Origin of the sequence: Nostoc sp. UIC 10630 (assembly GCF_010747425.1) — a bacterium.
GTDB lineage: Bacteria > Cyanobacteriota > Cyanobacteriia > Cyanobacteriales > Nostocaceae > Nostoc.
This window is the reverse complement of sequence record NZ_JAAGOG010000397.1, coordinates 1-2,432: the sequence shown is the minus strand read 5'-3', so window position 1 is coordinate 2,432 and position 2,432 is coordinate 1. Positions and strand designations below refer to the sequence as shown.

The following is a 2,432-nucleotide window of genomic DNA, read 5'->3' as shown; positions in this document are numbered from 1 at the left end:
CGTCCCCCCTCCCCCATTACCTTGCCTCAGATAGATATTCCTAGCCAATTTGATGTTTTAGTAGTCGGCGCTGGTGCTGCTGGACTATACACAGCGCTGTGTCTACCAGAGTCCTTGCGAGTCGGCTTGATTACCAAAGAAACTGTTGCTTTGTCCGCTAGTGATTGGGCACAAGGTGGTATAGCCGCAGCCGTTTCCCCGGAAGATTCTCCTACGCTGCACATTGAAGATACCATCCGGGCAGGTGCAGGTTTGTGCGATCGCACTGCTGTAGAATTTCTCGCCCAACTTGCCCCTAAATGCATTCAATCCCTAGTTGACTTGGGGGTTGCTTTTGACCGTCATGGTCAAGCCTTGGCTTTAACTTTAGAAGCTGCCCATTCTCGCAACCGTGTTCTCCACGCTGCGGACACCACAGGCAGGGAAGTTACAACCACTCTCACCGCCCAAGTATTACGTCGCCCGAATATTCAAGTCATTCAGCAAGCTTTGGCTTTGAGTTTGTGGATTGAACCTGAAAGCAATCGCTGTCAGGGAATAAGCTTGTTTTATAAAGGTAAAATCACATGGATTAAAGCTGGTGCTGTGATCTTGGCAACAGGTGGCGGCGGTCAGGTATTTGCCCAAACTACTAACCCGGCTGTGAGTACTGGTGATGGGGTAGCGATCGCGTATCGGGCTGGGGCTATCCTCCGCGATTTGGAATTTGTGCAATTTCACCCCACTGCCCTGACTAAACCTGGTGCCGATCGCTTTCTGATTAGCGAAGCTGTACGCGGCGAGGGGGCACACCTTGTTGATGACGAAGGGCGGCGTTTTGCCTTTGACTACCACCCGGCAGGTGAACTCGCACCGAGAGATGTAGTTAGCAGAGCAATTTTCAGCCATTTACAACGTACTGCCGTTGATTTGGCCACTGCCCATGTGTGGTTGGATATGCGCCCCATCCCTGCCGACAAGATTCGTCATCGCTTTCCCAATATCATTAAAGTTTGCCAGCATTGGGGAGTTGATGTTTTCCATGAACCAATTCCTGTAGCGCCTGCTGCCCATTACTGGATGGGTGGAATTGTCGCGGATCTGATGAATCGCACGAATATTAAAAGTTTGTACGCGGTGGGTGAAACTGCTAGTACCGGGGTGCATGGGGCAAATCGCCTTGCCAGTAATTCCCTGCTGGAATGTATTGTCTTTGGGGCCCAGATGAGCCAAATAGAGTTGGAAAATATTGGGTTGCCGTCAGAAACACCAGTGCTGACATCACGGAAATTTAGTGTTGATGCTAGTGAGTGGCACAGCCAGCAAGTACAGCTAGAAGCACTCAGAGAGAAGTTACCACGTCTAGTATGGGAAAGTGCTGGTATTTGTCGGGAGCAATCAAAGTTGGAAACTGCGATCGCTACTGTTGAATCTTGGCAGCAAGATTTCGCTGCTTTGCCTTTAAGTCAATTCTTGCTTGCTTTACACCCAACAGAATCAGCTAGTTTTGAGTTCCCAGATGTTGAACGACAATTACGACTTTGGGCAGAAACCCGCAATTTATTAGATGTGGCTGATTTAATTCTCAAAAGTGCTGCTTTTAGAACCGAGAGCCGAGGCGGACACTATCGTTTAGACTATCCTCAACCAGACCCCAATTGGCAAGTTCATACACTTGTCCAAACAAATCATTGGTGGAAATCTTCAATATTATCTTGAACATTCTTCTGTACCCCATTCCTCATCTATGTAATTATGGGCGGAGTTAGGGACAGCTCTGTTCTAGTAATATTTTTAATAAACTACCCTTGCTATCTCCCAAAGGAACAAGACTCGCTAATCCTGTCGGCGGAAACTTCAGCCCGTTCTTTTTGGGATATTTCCAAGGAACAGATGTGGTGTCTAAGACATGAGCCGCTTTATAGCGCTGCTTTACCACAATCTAAAATCAAAAATGGCCATCAGCGAGTGCCGCTACCATGCTGACTGTCAGGGCCACCATAATTTGGTGGGATATATGTGTCTTTTAAATTTGAAGAATTGACTTTGCGGGCGATAAAAGTATTGCTGCTAGTAGTAACAACAGTATTAGCACTTGCAGTACCGAATAGGCTCGTGCAAGCGGCAAATTTCGGCAATAATATGTAAGCACTTATACAGAGTATCATAATCTTTGTGAATCGGAAGTTAGTTTTCATAGATTGCAGTAAATTTACTAATTTTTCATTTAAAACGTATTTTTATTGACTTGCGTATATTTACTGGTATTTTTGAAAAAAATATTTGAACTTTATTAAATTATTCCCAATACTTTACAAGTAATTGTGGTGTTTACTTGTACAACAACTTTATTTTGCTGGTATTAAATAGTTCCTATACTTAAGTAATATTCTTAATCAGCCATTTTTACATCAGCCTAAAGTTAGATATGTTGATGGATTGCTATAAGCATT

General features: G+C 44.8%; 3 protein-coding genes. 1 reads left to right on the top strand and 2 read right to left on the bottom strand.

The genetic code is table 11. The features are described 5' to 3' along the window. Positions 1–21: 21 nt before the first annotated feature. Complete coding sequence (nadB, locus tag G1O98_RS37855; RefSeq protein ID WP_163939547.1) at positions 22–1,698, top strand: L-aspartate oxidase; 1,677 nt, start codon at positions 22–24, stop codon at positions 1,696–1,698. Positions 1,699–1,744: 46 nt separating this feature from the next. On the opposite strand, the gene G1O98_RS37850 is transcribed toward nadB, so the two are convergent. Next, complete coding sequence (locus tag G1O98_RS37850) at positions 1,745–1,918, bottom strand: hypothetical protein (RefSeq protein WP_163939545.1); 174 nt, start codon at positions 1,916–1,918, stop codon at positions 1,745–1,747. A gap of 22 nt (positions 1,919–1,940) precedes the next feature. Next, entirely contained in the window at positions 1,941–2,147 is a 207-nt protein-coding gene (locus G1O98_RS37845; RefSeq protein WP_163939543.1) for a hypothetical protein, read from the bottom strand. Positions 2,148–2,432: the final 285 nt, after the last annotated feature.